This window comes from Puia sp. (assembly GCF_036500295.1).
In the GTDB taxonomy this organism is placed as follows: domain Bacteria; phylum Bacteroidota; class Bacteroidia; order Chitinophagales; family Chitinophagaceae; genus Puia.
Map to the genome: position 1 here is coordinate 75467 of NZ_DASYCH010000017.1, position 24336 is coordinate 99802.

The following is a 24336-nucleotide window of genomic DNA, read 5'->3' on the forward strand; positions in this document are numbered from 1 at the left end:
CATTTTCAATTTGAAGGTGCGGAATCACCCAGGTTTAAAACTCGAAACCCAATAACATTATTGTTAACATATATAATAATTTTCGAATTAAATAACGGCTTGCGGGCAATGCGCTAATTTGCCGTAATTTCGAACCCCAAAGTAAGTTCACCATATGCTTTATACAGCGGAGGATATCAGACAGTTAAATACCAAGATCCAATATCAGGCTGCCTTCATCGATCGGCTGAGAGATGAAGTCGGCCGGGTCATCGTCGGCCAGCATCAGATGCTCGACCGGCTGCTCATCGGCCTGCTCAGCAACGGACACGTCCTTCTCGAAGGCGTTCCGGGCCTGGCTAAGACATTGGCTATTAAATCATTGTCCCAGGCCATACACGCCAAGTTCAGCCGTATTCAGTTTACTCCCGACCTGCTCCCCGCCGACGTCATCGGGACCATGATCTATAATCAGCAGAAGCACGAGTTCGTGGTTCGCCGGGGACCCATCTTCGCCAACTTCGTGCTGGCCGATGAGATCAACCGCGCCCCGGCAAAAGTGCAAAGCGCCCTGCTGGAAGCCATGCAGGAAAGACAGGTCACCCTCGGCGACACAAGCTATAAACTCGAAGAACCCTTCCTCGTCCTGGCGACCCAGAACCCCCTCGAACAGGAAGGCACCTACCCCCTCCCCGAAGCCCAGCAGGACCGGTTCATCATGAAGGTGCTCGTAGACTATCCCACCAAACAGGAAGAACAACTCATCATCCGGCAGAACGTGCAGGGAACTCAATCTCCGCAGGTGGAACAGGTCGTGACAATGCAGGAGATCATGCAGGCAAAGGACCTGGCCCGCCAGATCTATATGGATGAAAAGGTCGAACACTATATCCTCGATATCGTCTTTGCGACCCGGACTCCCGAAAAATATAAACTGGAGAAGCTGAAGCCGCTGATCGCCTATGGCGGCAGCCCCCGCGCAAGCATCAACCTGGCCCTCGCCGCAAAAGCAAACGCCTTCCTCAATAAACGGGGCTATGTCATCCCCGAAGACGTCCGTTCCATCTCGAAGGATGTTCTGCGCCATCGCCTCGGGCTCACCTACGAAGCCGAAGCCGAAAGCGTGAACGTGGAAAACGTCATTGACGAAGTGTTGAAAGTCATTCCCATACCGTAATCGCCAAAGGCAGCATGCTCACAACCACCGAAATATTAAAAAAGGTACGGGAGCTGGAGATAAAAAGTAAAAGACTGACCCGTCATCTTTTCACCGGAGAATACCACAGCGCATTCAAAGGCCGTGGCATGAGCTTCCGGGAAGTGCGGGAGTATGCCGCGGGCGACGATATCCGGTTCATCGACTGGAATGTATCGGCACGGTTCAATCATCCGTTCAGCAAACTCTTCGAAGAAGAACGCGAACTGACCGTCATGCTGCTCGTCGACGTCAGCGCAAGCGCTTTGTTTGGCACCACCCATGCCCGGAAAAAAGACCTGATCACCGAAATCTGCGCAGTGCTGGCGTTTTCCGCCGTTAATAACAATGACAAGGTGGGCGCCATCTTCTTCAGCGATAAGATCGAAAGCTATATCCCCCCCAAAAAAGGCCGCGAGCATGTCCTCTACATCGTCCGGCAATTGCTCACCATCGAGCCGAAACGAAAAGGCACCAACCTCAACGAGGCGATCCGGTTCCTCAACCGCAGCGCACGGCAAAAAGCCATCGTCTTCCTGCTGAGCGACTTCCTCGACGGCAGTCCCGAACAGCGGATGACCAGCGCCAAACCCGAGCCCGGATTCGAAGATGCCCTGAAGGTCGCCGGGAAAAAACATGATATGATCGGGATAAAGGTCTACGACAAGATGGATATGCAGCTTCCGGCAATCGGCCTGGTCGAAGCGGAAGACTCTGAAACAGGCGGCCGGTATTGGGTGGACACAAACGACTACCTGGTGCGCACCAACTACCAACAATATTTCTTTAACCACACCGAACAGTGTAAAAGCATTTTTCAAAAGGCCGGCTGCGATCTTCTGCACTTGCGGACAGACGAAGACTATGTAAAGATCCTCCAGCGATTCTTCGTAGGCCGCCACAGGCCCGGATAGTACATGAGACCCTTAAGATCATATATCATTGCAATGTTCCTATGGCTGCCGGCTATGCTTCACGCACAGCACAAACCCGCACCCGCGCCGGCCATCGTAAAAGCAACGATCGACAAAGACAGCATCCTCATCGGTCAGCCGATCCAGTTCATGCTCGAAGCAACGGTTCCCGACAATATTCCCTTCGCCTGGCCCGCCACCGATACACTGCCGCATTTCGAATGGCTGGAAAAAGGAAAGATAGACACCGCCGTGCGCCCCGGTCAGCGCTACTACCGGCAATACTTCACCATCACCAGCTTCGACTCCGGGAATTGGGTTATCCCGCGGCTCACCTTTTTATCCGGTACGAAAAAAGCGATGACCGACTCCATCCGTATTGATGTCCGCTACTCGAAATTCGATCCTTCAAAGGATTTTCACGATATAAAGGATATCATCGAAGTACCCAATCCCTGGGCTCGCTGGATCCCCTGGATCGTAGGAGCGGTTACCCTGCTCTCGCTGGCCCTCGTTGTCTGGCTGATCCGGAAAAGAAAGGTCATCATGCAGATCATCACCCGCCAGACCCCCTTGCTTTCTCCATTCGAAGAAGCCATGAAACAGTTGGACGAACTTCTAAAACAGCAGCTTCCCGTCAATGGCGCGATAAAAACATATTATAGCAGGCTGGACGAGATCTTCCGGGTCTATCTCTTCAGAAGACTCAACATCCACAGTCTCGCCGAGACCAGCGAAGAACTCATTGCCCAACTGCGTAGCTCCGGCCTGGAGCCTGCTCAGTTCGATTCCGTGGCCGAGACCCTGCGGATGAGCGACTTTGTAAAATTTGCAAAATACCAGCCCGGGATGGCTGACAGCGAACATCATTACCAGGTGATCCGCTCGGCGATCACCGCACTGGAACCGCCACCGCCAAACCCTCAAACCACCAAATAAAGCAACGTGCTGTACGATTGGTATCAACATATTTATTTTTCCCAGCCGGCCTTCTTCGGGCTGCTGATCCTCATTCCCTTGCTGGTCTGGTGGGAAATAAAACGTGCCGGTGAGAACCAGGCAACCGTGGTTTTCTCCTCGGTCCGCGCCTTCCGCGGTCTTCGCTCCTGGAAGAACTTCCTCCGCCCCGTGCTGTTCATCCTCCGTCTGCTGACCCTCTGCTGCCTGATCATCGCCCTTGCCCGTCCTCAAACCCGCAATGACGAACAGCTGGTCACCGGCGAAGGCATCGACATCGTACTCTGTCTCGACATCAGCGGCAGCATGCTCGCCCAGGACTTTACACCAAACCGCATGGAGGCGGCAAAGAACGTCGCGTCGGAATTCATCGACCACCGGCCGACCGATCGCATCGGCCTGGTCATCTTCTCCGGGGAGAGCTTTACGATGTGTCCGCTGACCACCGACCGCAACGTGTTAAAATCCCAGCTGTTCAGCGTTCAGAGCGGCCTGCTCGAAGATGGCACCGCCATCGGCTCGGGCCTCGCCACCGGCGTCGACCGTCTCCGCAACTCCCCTTCAAAAAGCAAGGTCATTATCCTCCTCACCGATGGGGAGAACAACGGCGGCCTGATCGACCCGAATACGGCAAAAGAGATCGCCAAATCGGTGCACGTAAAAGTCTATACCGTCGGCATGGGCACCGAAGGATTCGCGCCCGTACCCGTGCAGACCGCCACCGGCGTCGTCATGCAACGCGAAAAAGTCAATATCGACGAAAAGCTCCTGACCCAGATCGCCACGGAAACCGGCGGCCGCTACTATCGGGCAAAAGACAACGAAAGCCTCAAAGGCATCTATGACGAGATCAATCGCCTGGAAAAATCGAAGATCGAAGTCTCCACCATTCGCCGCTACACCGAGCAATTCTTTCCTTTCGCCCTCGCGGCCGCGGTGTCGCTGATGCTGGAACTGCTCCTTCGCTGGACGGTCCTGCGAAAGTTTCCCTAACTTCACACACGCATGCAGGGTAAAGTCTACAAATCCACGGGATCCTGGTACGTCCTCAAAACGGCCGAAGGCGAAACCTGGAATGCCCGCCTCAAAGGGGTTTTCAAACTCGACGGCATCACTTCGACAAACCCCATCGCCGTCGGCGACGACGTGGACTTCGAACCGGAAAGCGAAGAAGATTCAACGGCCATCATCACCGCCATCCACGACAGAAAGAATTATATCAACCGGCAGTCTCCCTCCCACCGGAACCAGCATCATATCGTGGCCTCCAATCTCGACCAGTCTCTTATGGTCGTCACCCTCAAAGATCCACGCACCTCGCAAGGGTTTATCGACCGCTTTCTCGTAACAAGCGAAGCCTACCATGTACCCGCAGTTCTCCTGTTCAACAAATCCGATCTCTTTCGCGCAAAGGAGGAAGATAGATTCGAAGACTGGAAAGCAATGTATTCGTCGATTGGCTACCGGGTCATCCGGATGAGCGTCCATACCGGTGAGGGATTGAACGAGGTCAAAACATTGCTGCAGGGAAAGATCAGTCTGCTTAGCGGTCACTCCGGGGTGGGGAAGTCCTCCTTCCTGAATGCCCTCTATCCCGACTGGCAGTTGAAGACCCAGAACGTCAGCGGCTGGAGCGGCAAGGGGATCCATACCACCACCTTCGCGGAAATGTTCGACCTGCCTACGGGCGGCCGGATCATCGACACCCCGGGAATGCGCGAATTCGGTTTGGTGGATATCACAAAGGAAGAACTCTCCGGCTATTTCCCCGAAATGCGGGTCCTTGCGGGACAATGTCAATTCAACGATTGTCTTCATCTGGAAGAACCGGGATGCAGCGTAAAGCTGGGTGTCCAGGAAGGAAGCATCGCCCCTCATCGCTACACAAGCTACTGCGCGATCCTCGGAAGCCTCGGCGGCGAGAACTACTGACGGGTGATCCGCATTCTACTTTTTCTCGGGCGCATTTGTCACGTCATGCCCTTGTTCCACGATCTCTTCTTTCAGCGGCGGTGGCTCCTTTTCATCCCGCTCATCGCCAAAAAGATAACCCCAGGGCTTGAGCGGCTCGATCCGGTCGAATACGATCTTGGCAATGGCAATAATGGGTATCGCCAGAAAAGTGCCGGGAATACCCCAGATGGATTCCCCGATGATTACCCCAAGCACGGTGATAAAAGCATTGATCCTGACCTTCGACCCGACGATCAGGGGAAGCAATACATTCGAGTCGATGAGGTGGATCCCCAGGATGGTGGCGATCACCAGCAGCAGCTTGGTTGCGCCGGCCGTCGCAAAGGTGACCAGCGTACTGAGCAGCGTAGCCGTAAAAATGCCGATATAAGGAATGATATTGAATAAGCCCGTGATAAGCCCGAGCAGGATGGCGTACTTGATCCCAAGGATCCATAAGGCAAGACAGCATACGACCGAAACGATCGCCATTTCAAGCAACAGCCCAAGGATATATTGGCGTATCCGTGACTGGATCTGCGCGAGTACATCATAAACGATAACGGAATTCTCCTCCTTGAAAACGGCCACGAGAAACCGGATGATCAATCGACGGTAATACAGAAGAAAGAACGTGTCGATAAGGATGAACACAAGAGTCAGCAGGACCGAAGAAAAGGACACCACCACATTCCCGATGACCGAACTGCCTGTCTCCAGCAACTTCGAGGTCGCGTTGTTCACATAGGTCATCTGCTGTTTGATGCGGATATGGAATTTCGCAGAGATCCATTGCTGCACATCGGTTACACCGGTGGCTACCTGCTGCTTAAACTGCGGCCAGTCGTCCGCAAGACTGGTAATCTGCGAACCGACCAGGTACAAAAGCGCGGCCAGCGAACTGACAAGGATCAGCACCGATAACAAAGAGGCCAGGCTCCGCGGAAAATGAACCTTCCGTTCGAAGAAGTTCGCAAGGGGCAATAGCATGACGGAAAACAATAGGCCAAAAGTCAACGGCACAAGAACAGTCTTTCCCAGGACGGCGATATAGAACAGGGCGATAAGGCTGATCAGCACCATCGCCAGCTTGGTATAAAAAGGATTTTGTCTGGTGGCTGCCATATCCCGCAATATACCCAAAAAAGCCAGACCCGCGTCAGCAGGCCTGGCTCAAACATTCAGCAAACATTCGTCAGCTATACGAGCCCTGACAGGTCAGGACATGTAACGGCGGGCTGTATTGATCAGCAGTTTACTTTCAAGGAATTTTGCCACTTCGACAACAGCGTCATTCTCCCTCCGGGGCGCCTCGCGGAACTTCCGGGGATAGATCGAAATACCGGTGTAAATGTTGTAGTGAAGGGTCAGGATATGTCCTTTGTAAAGGAAATCCCACATTAGTGAATCGAAATCATCGGTCTTTTGAGTGAATTTGATATCGAGGTCGTCGGAGAGGATATTTGCGACTTCATAGAAACGCTTCAATCCGCAGTCGTCGTCGATCACGGCTTCGGTACAGCCGAAATCCGTGCGTAGAGTTAGAGGGCTCATAGAGTAGGGATTTGAGTTTTATATTAGGGTATCGATTTACGGGGTATCTTTCGTTGCTATGCTTTGAACTTCGGTGACTTCGGGACCTTCTCTCCGCTTATTATTCGTTCCGCCCCTATGTTTTTCCCGTCACTCGGACACCCATACTTCGGGCCAAAAAGACTGCACGAGGAAAAAGCCAGGAAAAGGAGACAAAACAACGAGAGGAGAAATATTGTCTTCGGTAGTTTCATGGATATCATCTAAACGCTATTAAACGTACAAATATTATCCTGGATTTGCAAGTATCCACCCCCCTTTAACAAGCCCCGCCTAACCCTTTTATGGTAAATGGGTAGGGGTTTTTATAGGTCACCCTCTAAAATGTCGAAATTCTGGATTTTAGGGATTCGGCGCATCATTCGAGTCCTTGAACCAGCCCGCATAGACAAGATAGTGATTGGCAATTCTGTCAATCTGCCCGGAGATGAGATCGGCCGGTACATCCTTGATCTTCCTTGCAGGGATACCGCCGTAAATGGTTCCCGACTCCACCTTCGTGCCTTCCAGCACAACCGCACCGGCTGCAATGATCGAGTTCTTGCCGATCTCTGCATTGTCCATGATGATCGCACCCATGCCCACCAGCACCCGCTCATGAATGATACAGCCATGGATAATTGCGTTGTGGCCTATCGAAACACAGTCCTCGATCGTGACGCTGGATTTCTTGTAAGTACCGTGGAGGACCACCCCGTCCTGGATATTCACCTTGTTGCCGATGCGAATACAGTTGACATCACCGCGTACGACGGCATTGAACCAGATACTGCATTCATCACCGATCTCCACATCACCGACTACGGTGGCATTGGGTGCAACAAAACAATTCTTTCCAAATTTGGGGGACTTGCCTTCAACCGGTAATATCGTGGCCATCTTTTGTGGAATTTAGTTAGGAATAACCAAATTTACGAACTTTGTGCTTCCATGAGCACAGGTCACGATAATCATCGTTTATTCCATCGCCACGTCGCACAAACCTCGCCCAACCCCCTCGGTCTAGAGATCGTAAAAGCCGAAGGCGTCTATCTGTATGACCGGAACGGGAAAGAATACCTGGACCTGATCGGCGGCATCAGCGTCTGTAACACCGGTCACCGTCACCCCCGCGTAGTGGAGGCGATAAACGAACAGACCGGCCGCTATCTTCACCTGCTGGTGTACGGCGAACTGATCCAGACCCCGCAGGTGCAATATGCCGCGTCACTGGCAAGCCATCTGCCGGAGTCCCTCGACTCCGTTTATTTTACAAACAGCGGCGCCGAAGCGACGGAAGGGGCCATGAAACTGGCCAAACGGCTCACGGGCCGTACGGAGATCGTCGCGTTCAACAAATCCTATCACGGTTCCACACAGGGCGCCCTCAGCATAATGGGCGATGAATACTGGCGCAATGCCTTCCGCCCCTTGCTGCCCGGTATCCATCACGTGGAGTACAACAGCCCCGAAGCGCTGGATGCGATCACCGATCGCACCGCCTGCGTCATCGCCGAGACGGTGCAGGCGGAAAGGGGCGTCTTCGCCCCCGACAGAGTTTGGCTGCGGCAGCTCCGGCAACGCTGTGACGACACCGGCGCCCTGCTCGTTCTGGATGAGATCCAAACCGGTTTTGGCCGCACCGGAACCCTCTGGGGCTTTCAGGCCTATGACGTTATCCCGGACGTGGTGCTGTTGGGGAAAGCCCTCGGCGGCGGTTTGCCCATGGGCGCGTTTATAGCCAGCCGGCAGCGCATGTGGAGCCTCACCGGCGATCCGGTGCTGGGCCATATCACAACCTTTGGCGGCCACCCGCTTTGCTGCGCGGCCGGTCATGCCTCCCTGCAGGTACTGCTCGAATCCGGCTGGATAGAAGAAGTGTCGCGCAAAGAAGCGCTCTTTCGCCGCCTGCTCGTCCACCCCGCAATAAAAGAAGTCCGCACCTGCGGATTGCTGATAGCAGTGGAGTACGAAAGCTTCGAACAGAACAAACGCGTCATCGACGCCTGCATCGCCGCCGGCCTGCTCACCGACTGGTACCTGTTCGCTCCCCATTGCCTTCGCATCGCCCCGCCACTATCCATCACCGACGCACAAATAGAAAAAGCCTGCGCCACAATTTTATCCTCAAGTGATTTTTTTCATTAACTTTACATCCCCCCTCAACACCTACTCACGCAAATAGGTTAATCATTCTTTCTTCCATCGCTGCGGATAAGTGGAGCATCCGCAATTGACAATCCTTCTACGCCGGCGTCAACCGGATGCAGCCAAGTATTAACCTAAAAAAACAATTTTATGTCCGTCTTTTTGGAAAGAAAAGAAATGTTCGACCAGGTATTACTGCTGGCGGAAGATGAAATGCGGGATCCCGTCGGCGTATTCGAACGTTTTTTCAGCGATTACCGCCTGCATGAATGCCGTTTTATCCTCTGGGAGATGGTGCAAACCTGTCTCACTACGGAAAACACGGAATTCGAAAGTCCCGAGGACAGAGCAAACCTGCTCATGCGTTACAAAGACTTCGAGCGACTGCTCGAAGCCTGTACCCTTATGTTAAAAAAAACGGAAAAATGACCTTCCGGGAAAACCAAAGGCATCATTCTCTCGTATATAAGGGTGAATGAGAAGAATAATTTGGCTAGGAATTTGATTAGTATATCCCTGCTTCACGGCAGGGATTTTTTTTGTCCAACGGGCAAAGGGCCCGTCGGCTGCAAGCCAGACATAAGCCTCAATGCAGCGCGTGATAAACCAGCGCCGCTAAAAGCCCGCCGATCACCGGACCTGCCACCGGAACCCATGCATAAGACCAGTCGCTATCCCGCTTACCCGGCAAGGGTAGGAGAGCGTGCATGATCCTCGGACCCAGATCACGCGCAGGGTTGATGGCATATCCCGTCGGCCCGCCGGGGCCAAGCCCGATCCCCAACACAAGCAGGCTTACCGGCAACGCGTCCAATGCCCCGAGACTGCTTCCCGGCGAAGCAATGAACAGCGCGCCAAAGACAAGCACAAAGCTGGCGATCGCCTCCGCCATCAGGTTGTCAAAGGGACTGCGGATAGCCGGGGCCGTGCAAAACACCGCTAATTTGGCGCTCGCGTCCGCCGTCGCCTCAAAATGCGGCCGGAAACAGAGCCAGGCAAGAAGAGACCCTGTCATTGCACCAAGAAACTGCGCTCCGACATACAACGGCACGATATCCCAGGAAATCTTCCCGAGCATGGCAAAAGAGAGTGTAATGGCGGGATTCAAATGCGCCTTACTCGCTCCGGTCGCGCAGTAAACGCCGACAAAAACGGCCATCGCCCAGCCAAAGCTGATCACGATCCACCCGCTGCTAAAACCCTTCGATTTTTGTAGCACCACATTACTGACAACGGTTTGCCCGAGTAGGACAAGCATCCCCGTCCCGATAAATTCGCCAAAAAAAGGCGTCATAGTGTATAGTTTAAGAAGTTATGTCGCAAGATAGCCTGCCGCTAGTTGCCGGAATTCCTCCACCTGCTGCCGCTGCCAGCCGGCATCCTGGCCGAGTTCGCCCGCCAGCATCGCCGCTACCGGTTCCGCACATTCGATAGCCGCCCGGGCGTCCAGCAACAGACTGCGCGTCCGCCGGCTAAGCGCATCCTCCACTGTCATGCAAAGCTCTTCCCTCGCCGCCCAGATGATCTCCGCCCGCAGATACGGCAGCCGCGGATGCAGCTTTCCGCTCCATTCGGGGTTCGTCGACCCCAGCTCCCGGATCTTCGCCGCATCGCTGCCATGATAATGTTGCGGATCCGCGAAGTCGACAACCATCGCCCCATGGATCGGCAGCGTGGCCGTGACACAGGGCCGGTCCGGCAATTTTCCCCGGGCAATGGCGGTATTCACCGTATCCTCCGCCATCCGCCGGTAGGTCGTCCACTTGCCGCCCGTGATCGTTACAAGCCCGGAATCCGACACCACAATAAGATGGTCACGCGCCAGCTCGGCCGTCTTCCGGCTGCTGCTCCTCACCAATGGCCGCAAACCGGCATAGATGCTGCGGATATCCTCCGGGCCCGGCGCCCGCCGCAGATAACGGCCGATCTGCTCCAGGATAAAAGCAATCTCCTCCGGCAACGCCCGCGGCTCGATATCGATCTGCTTTACCGGCGTATCCGTCGTCCCGATGATGATCTTATCATGCCAGGGAACCGCAAACAACACCCGGCCATCATCCGTATGCGGCACAAGGATCGCCGCCTCCCCGGGTAAGAAATCCTTATCCAGCATCAGATGCACCCCCTGACTCGGGGCGATGATAGGCTCGCTCGCCGCATCATCCATCCGAAGCACACTGTCGGTAAACACACCCGTGGCATTGATCACCACCTTTGCGGCGATGGTATATTCCTTTCCACCAAGAGTATCCGTGACCCGTACCCCCGTTATCTTATCCTCCGCCTTTACAAATCCATCGACCCGGCAATAATTGAGCACCACCGCCCCATGCTCCGCGGCCGTTCGCGCCAGGTGAATGGCCAGCCGCGCATCATCGAATTGCCCGTCATGATAAAGAACACCGCCCCGCAGGCCCTCGGCATCGAGGGTCGGCGCCATTTGCAGCGTCTCCTCCCGCGACAGCAGTCTCGACTTGCCAAGCCCCAGACTACCCGCCATCCAGTCATATACCTTTAAGCCGATGCCGTAATAGGGGCCTTCCCACCATTTATAGTTGGGCACGATGAACGACTGATCCTTCACCAGGTGGGGCGCATTCCGCCGAAGGATGCCCCGCTCATGGAGCGCCTCCGTGACAAGCTTCACATTGCCTTGCTGCAGATACCGGACCCCGCCATGCACAAGCTTGGTGGCACGCGACGACGTGCCCTTCGAAAAATCATATTGCTCTACCAGCAGCGTGCTGAACCCGCGGGATGCCGCATCCACCGCCACCCCAAGCCCAGTGGCCCCGCCGCCGATGATACAGATATCCCATTGCTCCGCGCCCTTCGTTTCAAGCGCCGCTATCATCTCCTGTCTTTTCATGATCATGCATTGTCGGCCCAGGCAATCGCCGCCTTTACGGCGCGCTGCCAGCCATTCAGCAATTGCCGCGCTTGTTGTCCCTCCATCTCCGGCCGAAAACGCCGGTCCTCCGCCCACTGCTGCCGGATATCCTCTTCCGACGACCAGTAACCGACACCAAGACCCGCCAGATAAGCCGCCCCCAGCGCCGTCGTTTCCGTCACCACCGGCCGCACCACCGGCACCTGCAAAATATCGGATTGAAACTGCATCAGTAGATTATTGGCCGTCGCACCACCGTCCACCCGCAACTCCTTCAACACGATCCCGCTGTCGGCTTCCATCGCCTTCAGCACATCATAGGTCTGATAGGCGATACTCTCTAGCGCGGCCCGCGCCATATGCGCCTGCGAAGTCCCACGCGTCATCCCGAAAAAACTCCCCCGCGCATATTGATTCCAGTGAGGCGCCCCAAGTCCCGCAAAGGCCGGCACGCAATAAACCCCGCCCGTATCCGCTACCTCCGCGGCCATTGCTTCCACCTGCTGGGCCTGACGGATAAAATGTAACCCATCCCGCAGCCACTGCACCACCGCCCCCGCGATAAAAATACTCCCCTCCAGCGCATACTCCGTCTTGCCGCCACGCGTCCAGGCGATGGTCGTGATAAGCCGGTTTTTGGAGGCAACCGCCTTCGTCCCCGTATTCATCAGCAGAAAACAACCGGTGCCATAGGTGTTCTTGACCATCCCCGGCTGCGTACAAAGCTGCCCGAACAACGCCGCCTGCTGGTCTCCCGCAATGCCGGCTATCGGGATCCCGACCGACCCTGGCGCCATGATGCTGCCGGTATGTCCATATAGTTCGCTCGACGGCCGCACCTCGGGGAGGATCGCCGCCGGGATCTCGAAAAGCCGGAGCAAATCGGCATCCCACTGCTGCGTGTGAATATTAAAAAGAAGAGTGCGGGAGGCATTGGTCGTGTCGGTGATATGCAGCTTCCCAATCGTCAGCTTCCAGACCAGCCAGCTGTCCACCGTTCCAAAAGCCAGTTCCCCCTTTTCCGCCCTGGCCCTCGCCCCGGGGACATGATCCAGGATCCACTTGAGCTTGGTCCCCGAAAAATAGGCGTCGATCACCAACCCCGTCCGCTCCCCGATCATCGGTCCCATCCCCCGCGCATTCAATTCATCACAAAACCCCGCCGTCCGCCGGTCCTGCCAGACGATCGCCGGATGGATCGGCCGGCCGCTGGCCCGCTCCCAAACCACGACGGTCTCCCGCTGATTGGTGATCCCGATGGCGGCAATATCCCGGGTGGTAAGGTTGCTCTTCGCCAGCACCTCGGCCAGCACGCCATACTGCGACGACCAGATCTCCTCGGGATCATGCTCCACCCAACCCGGCTGCGGATAGTGCTGGGTAAACTCTTTTTGCGCCATCTGCCGGATCTGCCCGTTGTGATCGAATAGAATGGCCCTCGAACTGGTCGTGCCCTGGTCTAAAGCAAGGATGTAGGATGCTGGCATGTAATCGTCTGTATTATTCCCGAATGTAAGAAAAATCCCCCCGCCGCCGCAAACTCCGCCGCCCGGCCCCGGCTCCCCAAGATTTATTTCCCAGAGCGCGAAATTCTCCATACATTTACGTAAGCACTTACGTAACTAATATCAATCATCATGGATTTCTATGAACGCACCGGCAAAATGGCCCTCGGCAGCCGGCTCCGTCGCCTCAGCGAACAAATGACCGAACAGGCCGCCGGCATCTACGACCTCTATCAGGTCGATCTTCAACCAAAATGGTTCCCCGTCTTTTACTCCCTCTCGCCCACCGGGGAAAAATCGATAACCGACATCGCCCGCGAAATTGGCCATACCCACCCCTCCGTCAGCCAGATCGTCCGGGAACTGGCGGCAAAAGGATATATCGTCGAAAAGAAAGGCGAAGCCGATGGACGAAAGAACTTCGTCCTGCTCTCCGCTACCGGCCTCGGGATCCGCCAGAAAATGCAGGCTCAGCTGGATGATGTCACCGCGGCCATCGAAAAAGCCATGAAAGAGACCGATCACGATCTCTGGAAGGCCATCGCCGAATGGGAGTTCCTGCTGGAACAAAAAAACCTGCTGCACCGCGTCCGCGAAGAAAAGAAGATCCGGGAAAGCCGGGAGGTCGTGATCGTGGATTATACGCCGGCCTGGCAACCGGCCTTTCGCCGGCTCAATGAAGAATGGATCACCAAATATTTCCGGATGGAAGAAGGCGACTACAAGGCCCTCGACCACCCCCAGGAATATATCCTCGACAAAGGCGGTTATATTTTTATCGCCCTCTACAAGAACGAGCCCGTCGGCGCCTGCGCCCTCATCCCCATGCCGGATGGCGGTTTCGAACTCGCCAAGATGGCCGTCTCCCCCCGGGCCCAGGGTCTGGGCATCGGCTACCTCGTCGGCAAGGCCTGCATCGACAAGGCCCGGGCACTCGGCGCACCCCGCGTCTACCTCGAAAGCAACACCACCCTCAAACCCGCCATCAGCCTCTATCATAAATTCGGCTTCCGTAAAGTCGCCGGCCCCCCATCCCCATATGAGCGCGCAAATATTCAGATGGAGTTGATCCTCTGAGCCCTGACACCCCGGTTAAAGCAAACGCCGGCCCCTGCCCGAAGCAGCCACCGGCCCTGGCCCGAAGCAGCCACCGGCCCCTGCCCGAAGCAGCCACCGGCCCTGGCTTAAATAGGACTTGCATATCTCGGTTATCTTGTCTTTTTTTGCGGAAGTTTATCGACCCCTAACCGACATCGTATGAGCCCATTGATCCGCCCGTTAACCGCCTTGCTTATCCTTATTGGCCTCTCTGTCCACGCACAGACCGGCGGTCCGCAGTTCATCTACCCAACCTTCAGCTGGGGCGTCTGCGAGAATGCTTCGCCCTATGATCTCCGGCTCTACCTGGAGACGACCTACAACGGGCCCTACACCAATCTGACCTATTCCGTCGCGACCCCTGCGCTTCATGGCACCGCCGCCATCAGCAGCGCCGCCAATTTTACCTCCAATCCGGTTTTCGGGGTCTACCAGCCAAACTCCATAACCTATACCCCCAATCCGGGCTATGCGGGTACCGATGTCGTCGTATTCCAGGTCACCGATGGAACGCTTTCCTCCCAAATGACCCTGACGCTGACCGTGGTGCCTCCTCCCGCTCAGCCGGGTGCCATCATCGGCCAGGATGTCGATACCGTCGGCCTGAACACGGTGAGATATTCCATCGACGGCCCCACCGATCCAAATGTAAATTATCAATGGAGCTATTCCGGTTCGTATGTCTTTATCGGCGGGGGCTACTTCCCAAACACCGGGAACCCGGTGGATGTGAGTTTCTCCCCTTACCCGGCAGCTACCAGCGGTGTGCTCAGTGTCGTCGCCACCACCATCTGCGGTACCAGCGCCGCATCCTCAAAAGCGATCACCGTTCAGCCGCTGCAGTTCATTAAATTCGACTCGTTCCCGACCCCTACCTATGGCGATCCTGATTTCTACATCGGCGCCTCGGCAACGTCGACGCTGGAAGTACGCTTTGTCATCGCGGATACGACCATCGCCCGGCTCACCACCGACTGGACCGGCAGACCACAGATCCATATCAACAAAGCCGGCCAGACGACGATCACCGCCTTCCAGGATGGCGGCCGTGGCCTACAGGCCGCAACACCGGTGACCCGCACCCTGCTGGTCAAAAAGAAGGACCAGTTTATTATCTCCCTTCAACTGCCGCTTACCTTCATCCTGGGGTACGATACCCCGCCAACCCTCAAAAGCACGGCGACCTCAGGTCTGCCGGTGCAATACAGCAGCTCCGACACCCGGATCGCCACCATTGACGGCGACCAGCTAAATTTTCTCGATACCGGAACCGTAGCGATCACCGCCAGCCAACCCGGGGACAATAACTACAACGCCGCAATACCGGTCACTGCTACCGTCCTGGTGCTCAAACCCGCAAAACTACCCAACGGCGCCAGCCTGTTCCCCAATCCTTCGCACGGCATCTTCTACTGCCTGCCGGACCAAACCTTCACCGCCGGCGCCTATATTCTTTACAACGGAAACGGCCAGCAGGTCGGCGCCAACAACCGGCTCTATTACTATAACCATATGTTCGCCGTCGACGCCCGTCATGTCGGCCCCGGCATCTATTACCTGAAGGTGTTTGGAGGAAAAGACGGCAAGCCCGCTACCCTGCAATTCAAGGTCCTGATATATTAAAGATTTTTACCCCTGCAAATTTTCCTCTAGGAAAATTTGCAGGGGTAAAAAAATAGCCTTTACTTTGTACTTCAAAGTGCTTTTATGACCAATCAAAGTCCAACCGAGCAATCCCTCGAAACCCTGCAGGACATCAAACGCATGATGGAACGCAGCTCCCGCTTTATTTCCCTCAGTGGGTTAAGCGGGGTCAGCGCAGGGGTTTGCGCCCTCATCGGCGCCTGGATCGCCCGCGGTTGGCTGACACCCTATGTCGATTCCGACGGCTCCGCACAAGGCGAATACCACGAACATCCGCTGCTCCAACGCATGATCTTCCTCGCCCTCGGAGTCCTCATCGCCGCACTTGCCTCCTCCACCTTTTTCACCTGGCGCAAAGCCCGCCGCAGCAAACTCCCCATCTGGGACCATGCGTCCAAACGGCTTGCCGCCAATATGGCCATCCCCCTTGCCGCCGGCGGCTTCTTCGTCCTGGGACTGCTTGACCACTCCGGCTGGTCCTACGTCGCGCCCGCCTGCCTCGTATTTTATGGACTCGCCCTCGTAAACGCCAGCAAATACACTTTAACGGATATTCGATATCTTGGACTTTTGGAAATAGCACTTGGCTGTGTAAATATGTACTTTCCTCACTACGGATTGCGCTTCTGGGCCGCCGGTTTCGGCGCACTGCACATCGTGTATGGGCTGATCATGTGGTGGAAATATGAAAGATCATGAAGAATCCGATCGGGAACCTGAACAAAGTATTCGATAGTCGCATCCGCATGGGAGTGATGAGCATCCTGTTGATGAACGAAGAGATCAGCTTTAACGATCTCAAACAGCTGCTCGAACTCACCGACGGAAACCTCGCCTCCCATCTGACCAACCTCGAAGAGAACGGCTTTATAAAAGTTCACAAGGGGTTCATCGGCCGGAAGACGAATACCACCTATTCCATCACAAAGGCCGGCGAAAAAGCCTTTAAAGAACATCTCGAAGCCCTTGAGAATATGATCCGCGGCGTACACAAAGCATGATTTGCCGCATCTATAAAACATCATTCGCGGCGTACACAAAACAAAATTCACGGCAGACACAAAAAACAAATTTTTTTTACCCAAATACTTTGAAATGCAAAGCGCTTTTAAAATATCTAATCTTCGCCCCCTCTTATCCGGTATCCTCGGCTTCATGCTGATGCTGCCCGCCTGCTATTTCCTGCTGGCCTTCCTGATCCGGCTTTTCTTCGGGGCGAAATCGATGTACTATGATATCGCACCCTCCTTTCTTCAATCACCCTTTCATCCTTTTGCACTCCATAAAGCCCAGCTCATTCTCGGCTGTCTATTGCTGGCTGTACTCTTTAATGTTGCCGCCATCCTGAAGCTACGCCTGCACCAGAGTTCGAAAGGCCTGGAGCTGGGCGTAGCCTACCGGCGGAATTGGCTCAACACCGCCATCGCGCTTCAAAGCGCCCTCCTGCTGATCGTCCTGGCCCTCTATACCCTCATCCAGCATATCCGCTATTAAACCGCTAACCATGAAGATCAAAATGATCCTGCCTGCATTGACAGAAGCAAAAAGCCCCTTCTGGCGCCCCATAAAATATTCCCTCTTCCCCCCGCTGGGCCTGGCTACCCTCGCCGCCTATTGTTCGCCCGACGATGAGATCCATCTCCAGGACGAACACGTGGAACAGCTCGATCTCGATGACGAGCCTCAGCTGGTCGTCATCCAGGTCTATATCACAAACGCTTTCCGCGCCTACGCCATCGCCGGCCAATACCGCCGGAAAGGGGCATACGTTTGCCTGGGCGGTCTGCACGTCAGCTCCCTCCCCGAAGAAGCCGCGCAGCATGCCGACAGTATCTTTATCGGCCCGGGGGAAGACACCTTCCCGGAGTTTCTTCGCGACTTCAAAGCCAACCAACCCCGGAAACGTTATTACAACAAAGAGCGGGATATTGCCGCCATTCCACCCATCCGCCGCGATCTCATCAAACGTACCCGCTATCTCGTCCCCAACTCCATCGTGGTCTCCCGCGGCTGTCCACATCATTGTAACTTCTGTTATAAGGACGCGTTCTTCGAAGGCGGCCGCTCCTTCTATACCCAACGGGTAGACGCCGCCCTCGCCGAGATCGACCGCCTGCCCGGCCGGCATCTGTACTTCCTCGATGACCACCTTCTGGGCAACCAGCGGTTTGCAAACGCCCTCTTCGACGGGATGAAGGGAATGAACCGCGTCTTCCAGGGCGCTTCCACCATCGACGCCATCCTTCGGGGCGACGGAATAGAACATGCCGCCGAAGCAGGCATGCGCAGCGTGTTCGTCGGCTTCGAGACCCTTAGCCGGAATAATCTCGTGCAAAGCAATAAGAAACAAAACATCGGCCGTGACTATGAAGAAGCTATCCGGCGACTCCATTCGCTGGGGATCATGATCAACGGCAGCTTCGTATTCGGCCTGGACGACGACGACCCGGATGTGTTCCAGCGGACCGTTGACTGGGCCGTAAGGAATTCTCTGACGACCTGTACCTTTCATATTCTTACTCCCTATCCCGGTACCCGCCTCTTCAAAGACATGGAAGCCCAGGACCGCATCCTCCACCGCAACTGGGATTGCTACGATACCCGCCAGGTAGTGTACAAAACCACGGGACTCTCCGCCGACCAGTTGAAAAAAGGCTATGACCATGCCTATCGCTCCTTCTATTCCTGGGGCAATATCGTAAGGGCAAGCCTCGGCCACGAGGATCTCAAACACCGGATCAAACATTTTGCCTACGCCGGCGGCTGGAAAAAATTCGAGCCGATGTGGAATTTTATAATAAAAACAGAGGGTCTTAACAAGATGCTACCTTTACTGGAAGCCATATTGTCGAAGGTGAAGCGCGGTCAAACCGCGGCTCCCTTTCCCGCAATCGCATAAACGTAAACGCATGCAACCCGAAAAATTCTCCATCCGCAGCCGCCTCATCAGTTTCACCCACGCCTTCCGGGGCATCCGGAATTTCGTGCTCTATGAACACAACGCCCGTATCCATTTCACGGCGACCATCGCCGTCCTCATCGCCGCCCTCGTATTTAAGGTCTCCTGCCCCGAAGCCGCTACCCTCGCCGGGGTAATCGGCCTGGTCTGGGTCGCGGAGATCGTCAACACCTGCTTCGAAAAGCTCGCCGATCACATCACAAAACAACGGCATCCAGAAATAAAGATCATAAAAGATCTCGCGGCCGGCGCCGTCCTCGTGGCGGCCATCATCGCCGTCATCGCGGGTCTGTTCATCTTCATCCCAAAAATTATATGACAACCTTTTCTTTTCAAAACAAATATCTCAGGAGATTCTTCTTCCTGCGCACCGAGCTCGACCGGCTCCTGACCGCCAGCATCATCTTTAGCTGCGGACTGATCGTTTTCCGCATCCTGCACACCGGGAGCTGGATGTTCGTGTACATGATATGGAACCTGTTTTTAGCCTATATTCCCTATGCCTTGTCCAACTGGCTGACTGCATCCCCGAAATGGATGCAGCAGCCTCTTTTCCGCTATGGCATCTTCCTGGCCTGGCTTGTCTTCCTGCCCAACACATTCTACATCCTGACCGACCTCTATCATCTGCACGATAGCCGGCATCCCCTCGCACCCGAATGGTTCGACCTCGCACTGATCTTCTCCTGCGCCTGGAACGGACTGCTGCTCGGCGTCCTCTCCCTCCGGCAGATGGAAAAATTGTATAACCTGCCCATCTATCCCATCATGGCCCTCAACGCATTTGGCGTCTATGTCGGTCGCTATCTTCGGTACAATAGCTGGGATATCCTCAGCAACCCGTTCCAGTTGGCGGCCGATATCGGGACAATGATCATCCACCCCTTTCGTCATCAATATGCCTGGAATATGATCGGCTGCTACACCGTACTGCTGATCTTTATTTATACCATGATGAAGAAACTTAGCCGTGCACTTAACTGACCAACCCAAAATAAAACACACAAACCATGGAAATTAAACCCAACCTCTGGGGCAGCTTTCGCGTTGCCTTCAAAACCGCGCTCATCGGCGCCCTGATCCTGCTGATGCTCATCCCGACATTCTTTATCCAGGACCTCGTGCGCGAACGCCGGGACCGTCAACGGGACGCCGTCTCCGAGATCAACTCCCGCTGGGCCGCCCCCCAAACCGTGACGGGTCCGGTCATCGGAATCCCCTACATGGACGTCAACACCGACAACGGCAACAAGGTGGAAGTAAAACGCTGGGCCTACTTCCTGCCTTCCAGGCTCGATATCCACACCCGCCTCGCACCCGAGAAAAGATATCGCGGCATCTACCAGGTCATCGTCTATACGACCGAACTCGACATTCGCGGCAGCTTCGACAGCCTCCATCTCGAAGAGCTGAGTCTCTCACCCGCCAACCTGCTCTGGAAAGACGCCACCATCTTCTTCGACATCAGCGACCTCCAGGGCCTCAAGGAAGATATGAAGCTTCATCTGGCCACCGCCGGCTTCGCCACCGCAAACTCCGCCGGCTCCGTCGCAATCCTCACCCCGCAAACCGCCGATCTCGACCTGGCCCCCGCAAGCCGCTCCACCGAACAATTCAAAACAGCCCTCGGCGCCACTTTGCCTGCCTGGATGCAATCGGCCGCAAAGAACAAACTGGAATTCTCGGCAACCGTGAAATTGAAAGGCTCCGGCAACCTCTCTTTTGTCCCGGCCGGCCGCGAAACAAGCGTACAGGCTACCTCCGCCTGGCCCGACCCCAGCTTTACGGGCAGCGCCCTCCCCGATACCCACACGATAAAAGACAGCGGCTTCGTAGCCGACTGGAAAGTGCTGGCCCTCAACCGGAAATTCCCCCAGCAATGGAAAGAAGGGAATTACGACCTGGAGAGTTCTGCCTTTGGCGTCAGCCTCATCGTCCCCGTCGACGTATACCAACAGACAACCCGCAGCGTCAAATACGCCATCCTCATCATCCTGCTCACCTTCACGGCCTTCCTGCTGATCGAATGGGTCTACGACCGGATCATTCATTCCGTGCAATATGCGCTGGTCGGACTCGCCCTATGCATCTTCTATGCCCTGCTGCTGTCCCTCTCGGAATACCTGGGCTTCAACGGCGCCTACACCATCGCGGCTCTCGCTACCATCGGCCTCATCGCCTGGTACGTGGGCAGCCTCCTTCGCTCGGGCCGCATGTCACTGTTCATCACCCTGCTGCTGGTCGTACAATACGGATTCGTATTTACCCTCATCCAGTTGCAGGATTATGCGCTGCTCATGGGTAGCATCGGCCTCTTTATCACCCTGGCGATCGTGATGTACTTCTCCCGGAAAATAAAATGGGACCAAAAGCAGGGCGGCCAACCTTCCGCGGAACCCGCCCCGGTTACTCCCTAACCCTAAAAGAAAAATAGCATGGGCATCTTTGTCCTGGGTATGGTACCCCTCTTTACCTGGATCGACTTCTTTTGTTTCCTATTCACCGGCCGTCGGTGCTTCCCGCAGCTCAAACACTTGTTACAGGTGCTCGTTATGCTTGGACCGGTGGGCATTCTCCTCGACGATCTGGGTACTGCGAATAGTTGCTGTGGTGGTTCGGCCATATTCTCGCCCACCCACCGGCTTTCGGCGGTAGTACTGGTGGTACTTTGTCTGATCGCATTCTTTTATTCGGCATGGAAGAAAAGGCTCGCCCCACCTTTGCTGGAAGTCGTTGTCAACTGCCTGTTGATCATTGGCATCGTCTTCGACAGCTTTGTGGGGTTTCAGGGCCGGGATACCTGGTATTGGCTTTTCGGCATCCTCCCGGTCGCAAATCAATTCCTGTTGGTCCTGGTCGAAAACCATTCCCTGGCGCTGGACAGCGTAAGCGACGAGGAAGCGCCGACTGAAAACCGCTTCATCATGATCTGCCGGCGAGTGGTATTTAGCCCGGCCTGGCAAAAAATGCCGGTACTCGTACTTCTCTGTCTTCCGTTGCTGGTCACACTCATTGCAGTCTTGCTCTTGTTCGGACAAAAACCCGATTCCTTCGTCCGGGTCTTCACAGACACTTACCAACACGGGTTTTCAAAGCTGGACTATCAGTGCGCGGGTGTGGTCTGCGGCGGCCATTTTCTCTGCACAATTGCCGCGAAAGGTAGCCCTCGCCTCGTAAAACCTGTCAGGATAGGAGTGCGGGCGGGTCGCCTGATCCAATGCAACCGCCAGCTTCTCATTTCCAATGCCTTTGAAGAACTGCTCGAGCAGAAACTACCCTGGCTGCATCGCCCTGTCAGGGCGCTGTACAACAAGATAGGCGACGGCATCCATCGCTACTATGGAGTCTTCGATAGGGCCTGGGTGTCGAACGGCATCTATCTGCTTATGAAACCGTTGGAGTGGCTGTTTTTGGTGGTCCTGTATCTGGCAGACCGCAATCCCGAGACGCGGATCGCCCAGCAATATCTCCATCGTGATCACCGTAGGTTAATTCTTAACCACAACGTGTTAATATCCGCGTTTCGTAACTTCAGGGATGAGGCTAAATTCAAACCTCATAACCCGAATACATGAAAATAAAAACGGTCAACGCAAAATTATATCAGTGGACAGGACCGGTCACCACCGGTGACACCATCTTCGCCACCCCGGTAAGCCTCCTGCCTTTCCAAAAGGATTCGCAGGCGGCTTATCGCTTTTTTAGCTGGCTGGTGCTGGAAATAGTCACCGACGATGGCCATATCGGCATCGGCAATGCCGGCCTCTGTCCCGATATCACAAAAGCCATCATCGACTCGAAGCTAAAATCCCTGCTCATCGGCGAAAATCCCCTCAACACGGAATATCTCTATGAGAAAATGTATCGCAGCACGGTCGCCTTCGGCCGCAAAGGCGCAGTCCTCGCGGCGATCAGCGCCGTCGACATCGCCCTCTGGGATATAAAAGGCCACATCATGAAACAACCCGTTTTCATGCTCATGGGCGGCAGGACAAAAGAACAGATCGACACCTACTACAGCCGGCTCTATACCCGGGATCTCGACAGCCTTCAAAAGGAAGCCGCGCACTACAAGGCCGAAGGTTTCACCGGCATGAAGCTGCGCTGCGGCTACCCCCTGACGGAAGGCACCGCCGGGATGCGGAAGAACGTTGAAATGGTCAGAGTCGTCAGGGAAACCGTCGGCGACGACGTGGATATCATGCTCGAAGCCTATATGGGTTTCGACTTCGCCTACGCAAGACGGCTGCTCAGAGAGCTGGAACCCTATAATCTCCGTTGGGTCGAAGAACTGCTCCTCCCCGACGAGATCCACAATTTCGCAAAGCTGAAACAATACACGGAGATCCCCCTCTCGGGCGGGGAACATGAATATACCCGGTTTGGGTTTTACGATCTGATAAAAGCCGACGCCCTCGACATCTTCCAGTTCGACACCAACCGCGTCGGCGGCTTCACCGAAGCACAGAAGATCTGCACCCTGGCCTACCAGAACGGCATCGAGATCATCCCCCACGGCGGCCAGATGCACAATCTCCACGTGGTGATGAGCAGCTTTGCCTCCCCGATGGCAGAGTACTTCCCAAAGACAGGCATCGAAGTAGGAAACGAGATGTTCTGGTATATTTTTGATGGCGAAGCCATCGCGAACGACGGTAAACTACAGCTCGACGATCACCTGCCCGGCGTCGGCCTGACCCTCAAACCGCATCCCGAACACTTCACCATCATCGAATAAACACCATGAGCATCCTTCAACAATTCAATCTGCAGGGGAAAACGGCGCTCGTGGTTGGCGGCAACCGCGGACTGGGCCTCTCCATGGCAAAAGCGCTCGCGGAAGCCGGCGCCGATATCGCAATCGCCGCCCGCGACAAAGAAAAGAACAAGGCCGCACAGACAGTCATCGAAGCCGCCGCCCCCGTACGCTGTATCGCCGTCACCCTCGATGTTGGCGATGAACAAAGCGTCATCGCCGGCGTCCAGGCCGTTACCGCACAGCTGGGCCGGATCGACATCCTCATCAATTCGGCCGGGATCAATATTCGCGGCCCGATCGAACAGCTCTCCCTCGATGACTTCAACAAAGTACAACAGATAAACGTCACCGGCTCCTGGCTCGCTTGCCGGGCCGTCATCCCGGGGATGAAAGAACGGGGCTATGGCCGCATCATCAACCTGGGCTCCATGCTCTCCGTTACCGCAATCGCCGAGCGAACACCCTATGCCACCAGCAAGGGGGCCGTGATCCAGCTGACAAGAGCACTCGCTATCGAACTGGCCACCCACGGCATCACCGTAAATGCCCTTCTCCCCGGTCCCTTCGGTACCGACATGAATCTGCCCCTGATGAACGATCCGGCAAAATATCAATCCTTCATCTCCCGCATCCCCATGGGCCGATGGGGCGAACTGGAAGAGATCGGCGGCATAGCCCTCTATCTCGCCAGCCCCGCCTCCAGTTTCATGACGGGCGCCTGTATTTCCATCGACGGTGGCTGGATCAGCCAATAAAAAAATTA

Annotated in this window: 25 protein-coding genes; 19 read left to right on the forward strand and 6 right to left on the reverse strand. The window is 55.3% G+C overall.

Annotated elements, in window-relative coordinates; translation table 11 throughout:
• Nucleotides 1-196 precede the first annotated feature (196 nt).
• The 5 genes from VGM48_RS05260 to rsgA are packed head-to-tail and all read left to right on the forward strand — an operon-like array spanning nucleotide 197 to nucleotide 4977.
• On the forward strand, nucleotides 197-1156 hold the full coding sequence (locus VGM48_RS05260) for a MoxR family ATPase (protein ID WP_349257091.1): 960 nt from the start codon (nucleotides 197-199) through the stop codon (nucleotides 1154-1156).
• A 14-nt stretch (nucleotides 1157-1170) separates the two neighbouring features.
• A complete protein-coding gene (locus VGM48_RS05265) occupies nucleotides 1171-2088 on the forward strand; it encodes a DUF58 domain-containing protein (protein ID WP_331576761.1) in 918 nt (305 codons plus the stop codon).
• Between the two features lie 33 nt (nucleotides 2089-2121).
• Nucleotides 2122-3027: a hypothetical protein gene (locus VGM48_RS05270; RefSeq protein ID WP_331576763.1), complete on the forward strand. Its 906-nt coding sequence runs from the start codon at nucleotides 2122-2124 to the stop codon at nucleotides 3025-3027.
• Nucleotides 3028-3033: 6 nt separating this feature from the next.
• Nucleotides 3034-4038, forward strand: coding sequence for a VWA domain-containing protein (locus VGM48_RS05275; RefSeq protein WP_331576765.1), 1005 nt, complete (start codon nucleotides 3034-3036; stop codon nucleotides 4036-4038).
• A gap of 12 nt (nucleotides 4039-4050) precedes the next feature.
• On the forward strand, nucleotides 4051-4977 hold the full coding sequence (gene rsgA, locus VGM48_RS05280; RefSeq protein WP_331576767.1) for a ribosome small subunit-dependent GTPase A: 927 nt from the start codon (nucleotides 4051-4053) through the stop codon (nucleotides 4975-4977).
• Nucleotides 4978-4992: 15 nt separating this feature from the next.
• Here rsgA and VGM48_RS05285 read toward each other — a convergent pair whose 3' ends face one another.
• The 3 genes from VGM48_RS05285 to VGM48_RS05295 form a co-directional block, all read right to left on the reverse strand.
• On the reverse strand, nucleotides 4993-6123 hold the full coding sequence (locus tag VGM48_RS05285; protein ID WP_331576769.1) for an AI-2E family transporter: 1131 nt from the start codon (nucleotides 6121-6123) through the stop codon (nucleotides 4993-4995).
• 93 nt (nucleotides 6124-6216) lie between these two features.
• On the reverse strand, nucleotides 6217-6552 hold the full coding sequence (locus tag VGM48_RS05290) for a hypothetical protein (RefSeq protein WP_188935461.1): 336 nt from the start codon (nucleotides 6550-6552) through the stop codon (nucleotides 6217-6219).
• A 381-nt stretch (nucleotides 6553-6933) separates the two neighbouring features.
• Nucleotides 6934-7470 (reverse strand): gamma carbonic anhydrase family protein, encoded by a 537-nt coding sequence (locus VGM48_RS05295; protein ID WP_331576775.1) that lies wholly within the window; start codon nucleotides 7468-7470, stop codon nucleotides 6934-6936.
• Between the two features lie 51 nt (nucleotides 7471-7521).
• Here VGM48_RS05295 and VGM48_RS05300 point away from each other — a divergent pair, with 51 nt between their 5' ends.
• Together VGM48_RS05300 and VGM48_RS05305 are read left to right on the forward strand one after the other, a co-directional pair.
• Nucleotides 7522-8718, forward strand: coding sequence for an aspartate aminotransferase family protein (locus tag VGM48_RS05300; protein ID WP_331576777.1), 1197 nt, complete (start codon nucleotides 7522-7524; stop codon nucleotides 8716-8718).
• Between the two features lie 150 nt (nucleotides 8719-8868).
• Entirely contained in the window at nucleotides 8869-9147 is a 279-nt protein-coding gene (locus VGM48_RS05305) for a hypothetical protein (RefSeq protein WP_331576779.1), read from the forward strand.
• A 157-nt stretch (nucleotides 9148-9304) separates the two neighbouring features.
• Here the strand turns inward: VGM48_RS05305 and VGM48_RS05310 are convergent, their stop codons facing one another.
• Genes VGM48_RS05310 through glpK form a run of 3 tightly spaced genes read right to left on the reverse strand, consistent with a single transcriptional unit; the run spans nucleotide 9305 to nucleotide 13095 of the window.
• Entirely contained in the window at nucleotides 9305-10012 is a 708-nt protein-coding gene (locus VGM48_RS05310; protein WP_331576781.1) for an MIP/aquaporin family protein, read from the reverse strand.
• Nucleotides 10013-10030: 18 nt separating this feature from the next.
• Nucleotides 10031-11587, reverse strand: coding sequence for a glycerol-3-phosphate dehydrogenase/oxidase (locus VGM48_RS05315; protein WP_331576783.1), 1557 nt, complete (start codon nucleotides 11585-11587; stop codon nucleotides 10031-10033).
• Between the two features lie 2 nt (nucleotides 11588-11589).
• Nucleotides 11590-13095, reverse strand: a complete 1506-nt coding sequence (gene glpK, locus VGM48_RS05320; protein ID WP_331576785.1) for a glycerol kinase GlpK — start codon at nucleotides 13093-13095, stop codon at nucleotides 11590-11592.
• Nucleotides 13096-13245: 150 nt separating this feature from the next.
• Here glpK and VGM48_RS05325 point away from each other — a divergent pair, with 150 nt between their 5' ends.
• The 12 genes from VGM48_RS05325 to VGM48_RS05380 all read left to right on the forward strand — a co-directional run bounded on the left by VGM48_RS05325 (nucleotide 13246) and on the right by VGM48_RS05380 (nucleotide 24328).
• A complete protein-coding gene (locus VGM48_RS05325; RefSeq protein WP_331576787.1) occupies nucleotides 13246-14190 on the forward strand; it encodes a bifunctional helix-turn-helix transcriptional regulator/GNAT family N-acetyltransferase in 945 nt (314 codons plus the stop codon).
• A gap of 180 nt (nucleotides 14191-14370) precedes the next feature.
• Nucleotides 14371-15834 carry an Ig-like domain-containing protein gene (locus VGM48_RS05330; protein ID WP_331576789.1) on the forward strand — a complete coding sequence of 488 codons (1464 nt, stop codon included), beginning with the start codon at nucleotides 14371-14373 and terminating at the stop codon, nucleotides 15832-15834.
• 84 nt (nucleotides 15835-15918) lie between these two features.
• Complete coding sequence (locus VGM48_RS05335; protein WP_331576791.1) at nucleotides 15919-16554, forward strand: hypothetical protein; 636 nt, start codon at nucleotides 15919-15921, stop codon at nucleotides 16552-16554.
• Nucleotides 16551-16856 carry a transcriptional regulator gene (locus tag VGM48_RS05340; RefSeq protein WP_331576793.1) on the forward strand — a complete coding sequence of 102 codons (306 nt, stop codon included), beginning with the start codon at nucleotides 16551-16553 and terminating at the stop codon, nucleotides 16854-16856. Before VGM48_RS05335 ends, VGM48_RS05340 begins: the two co-directional genes overlap by 4 nt.
• A gap of 94 nt (nucleotides 16857-16950) precedes the next feature.
• On the forward strand, nucleotides 16951-17349 hold the full coding sequence (locus VGM48_RS05345) for a hypothetical protein (protein ID WP_331576795.1): 399 nt from the start codon (nucleotides 16951-16953) through the stop codon (nucleotides 17347-17349).
• Nucleotides 17350-17359: 10 nt separating this feature from the next.
• Nucleotides 17360-18754 carry a B12-binding domain-containing radical SAM protein gene (locus VGM48_RS05350; RefSeq protein ID WP_331576797.1) on the forward strand — a complete coding sequence of 465 codons (1395 nt, stop codon included), beginning with the start codon at nucleotides 17360-17362 and terminating at the stop codon, nucleotides 18752-18754.
• Between the two features lie 10 nt (nucleotides 18755-18764).
• Entirely contained in the window at nucleotides 18765-19133 is a 369-nt protein-coding gene (locus VGM48_RS05355; RefSeq protein ID WP_331576799.1) for a diacylglycerol kinase family protein, read from the forward strand.
• Nucleotides 19130-19798: a DUF1361 domain-containing protein gene (locus tag VGM48_RS05360; RefSeq protein WP_331576801.1), complete on the forward strand. Its 669-nt coding sequence runs from the start codon at nucleotides 19130-19132 to the stop codon at nucleotides 19796-19798. The genes VGM48_RS05355 and VGM48_RS05360 overlap by 4 nt, the downstream gene beginning before the upstream one ends.
• 26 nt (nucleotides 19799-19824) lie before the next feature.
• Nucleotides 19825-21231 carry a cell envelope integrity protein CreD gene (creD, locus tag VGM48_RS05365; RefSeq protein ID WP_331576803.1) on the forward strand — a complete coding sequence of 469 codons (1407 nt, stop codon included), beginning with the start codon at nucleotides 19825-19827 and terminating at the stop codon, nucleotides 21229-21231.
• An 18-nt stretch (nucleotides 21232-21249) separates the two neighbouring features.
• Nucleotides 21250-22389 carry a DUF6688 domain-containing protein gene (locus VGM48_RS05370; protein WP_331576805.1) on the forward strand — a complete coding sequence of 380 codons (1140 nt, stop codon included), beginning with the start codon at nucleotides 21250-21252 and terminating at the stop codon, nucleotides 22387-22389.
• On the forward strand, nucleotides 22386-23552 hold the full coding sequence (locus tag VGM48_RS05375) for an enolase C-terminal domain-like protein (protein ID WP_331576807.1): 1167 nt from the start codon (nucleotides 22386-22388) through the stop codon (nucleotides 23550-23552). The genes VGM48_RS05370 and VGM48_RS05375 overlap by 4 nt, the downstream gene beginning before the upstream one ends.
• 5 nt (nucleotides 23553-23557) lie before the next feature.
• A complete protein-coding gene (locus VGM48_RS05380) occupies nucleotides 23558-24328 on the forward strand; it encodes an SDR family NAD(P)-dependent oxidoreductase (RefSeq protein WP_331576809.1) in 771 nt (256 codons plus the stop codon).
• Nucleotides 24329-24336: the final 8 nt, after the last annotated feature.

Coding starts and splice junctions, on each gene's coding strand:
- VGM48_RS05265 (WP_331576761.1), top strand. CDS start 1,171: ATGCTCACAACCACCGAAATATTAAAAAAGGTACGGGAGCTGGAGATA.
- VGM48_RS05270 (WP_331576763.1), top strand. CDS start 2,122: ATGTTCCTATGGCTGCCGGCTATGCTTCACGCACAGCACAAACCCGCA.
- rsgA (WP_331576767.1), top strand. CDS start 4,051: ATGCAGGGTAAAGTCTACAAATCCACGGGATCCTGGTACGTCCTCAAA.
- VGM48_RS05285 (WP_331576769.1), bottom strand. CDS start 6,123: ATGGCAGCCACCAGACAAAATCCTTTTTATACCAAGCTGGCGATGGTG.
- VGM48_RS05290 (WP_188935461.1), bottom strand. CDS start 6,552: ATGAGCCCTCTAACTCTACGCACGGATTTCGGCTGTACCGAAGCCGTG.
- VGM48_RS05295 (WP_331576775.1), bottom strand. CDS start 7,470: ATGGCCACGATATTACCGGTTGAAGGCAAGTCCCCCAAATTTGGAAAG.
- VGM48_RS05300 (WP_331576777.1), top strand. CDS start 7,522: ATGAGCACAGGTCACGATAATCATCGTTTATTCCATCGCCACGTCGCA.
- VGM48_RS05305 (WP_331576779.1), top strand. CDS start 8,869: ATGTCCGTCTTTTTGGAAAGAAAAGAAATGTTCGACCAGGTATTACTG.
- VGM48_RS05310 (WP_331576781.1), bottom strand. CDS start 10,012: ATGACGCCTTTTTTTGGCGAATTTATCGGGACGGGGATGCTTGTCCTA.
- VGM48_RS05315 (WP_331576783.1), bottom strand. CDS start 11,587: ATGAAAAGACAGGAGATGATAGCGGCGCTTGAAACGAAGGGCGCGGAG.
- glpK (WP_331576785.1), bottom strand. CDS start 13,095: ATGCCAGCATCCTACATCCTTGCTTTAGACCAGGGCACGACCAGTTCG.
- VGM48_RS05325 (WP_331576787.1), top strand. CDS start 13,246: ATGGATTTCTATGAACGCACCGGCAAAATGGCCCTCGGCAGCCGGCTC.
- VGM48_RS05330 (WP_331576789.1), top strand. CDS start 14,371: ATGAGCCCATTGATCCGCCCGTTAACCGCCTTGCTTATCCTTATTGGC.
- VGM48_RS05335 (WP_331576791.1), top strand. CDS start 15,919: ATGACCAATCAAAGTCCAACCGAGCAATCCCTCGAAACCCTGCAGGAC.
- VGM48_RS05340 (WP_331576793.1), top strand. CDS start 16,551: ATGAAGAATCCGATCGGGAACCTGAACAAAGTATTCGATAGTCGCATC.
- VGM48_RS05345 (WP_331576795.1), top strand. CDS start 16,951: ATGCAAAGCGCTTTTAAAATATCTAATCTTCGCCCCCTCTTATCCGGT.
- VGM48_RS05350 (WP_331576797.1), top strand. CDS start 17,360: ATGAAGATCAAAATGATCCTGCCTGCATTGACAGAAGCAAAAAGCCCC.
- VGM48_RS05355 (WP_331576799.1), top strand. CDS start 18,765: ATGCAACCCGAAAAATTCTCCATCCGCAGCCGCCTCATCAGTTTCACC.
- VGM48_RS05360 (WP_331576801.1), top strand. CDS start 19,130: ATGACAACCTTTTCTTTTCAAAACAAATATCTCAGGAGATTCTTCTTC.
- creD (WP_331576803.1), top strand. CDS start 19,825: ATGGAAATTAAACCCAACCTCTGGGGCAGCTTTCGCGTTGCCTTCAAA.
- VGM48_RS05370 (WP_331576805.1), top strand. CDS start 21,250: ATGGGCATCTTTGTCCTGGGTATGGTACCCCTCTTTACCTGGATCGAC.
- VGM48_RS05375 (WP_331576807.1), top strand. CDS start 22,386: ATGAAAATAAAAACGGTCAACGCAAAATTATATCAGTGGACAGGACCG.
- VGM48_RS05380 (WP_331576809.1), top strand. CDS start 23,558: ATGAGCATCCTTCAACAATTCAATCTGCAGGGGAAAACGGCGCTCGTG.